Annotated in this window: 1 protein-coding gene; it reads left to right on the forward strand. The window is 37.0% G+C overall.

The genetic code is table 11. The features are described from left to right. Window positions 1-19 precede the first annotated feature (19 nt). Window positions 20-303: hypothetical protein (locus AOA62_RS32155; RefSeq protein ID WP_218244048.1), on the forward strand; the 284-nt coding region annotated here is incomplete at its 3' end.

Below are 303 nucleotides of genomic sequence, written 5' to 3' on the forward strand. Positions count from 1 at the left end.
AAATTGGACGGTGCTAACATTGAAAGATTTAATGAAGTTAAAGGAATCAGATCTATACGAACCAATACAAAAGTACTTCAAGCGCAAGGGATACGAGGTTTATGGAGAAGTCAAAGATTGTGATGTCGCAGTTATAAAAGATGATCTCTTAATCCTTGTGGAATTAAAACGCAACTTAACAGTGGACTTACTTATCCAAGCAACCAAAAGGCAACGTTTATCAGAGCACGTGTATGTTGCGATTCCAAAACCGAAAAAGCACAATCAACGCTCTAGAAAATGGAGAGACACTTGTCATTTAAT

Source organism: Pseudomonas sp. 2995-3 (assembly GCF_002742565.1).
GTDB classification, from domain to species: Bacteria; Pseudomonadota; Gammaproteobacteria; order Pseudomonadales; family Pseudomonadaceae; genus Aquipseudomonas; species Aquipseudomonas edaphica.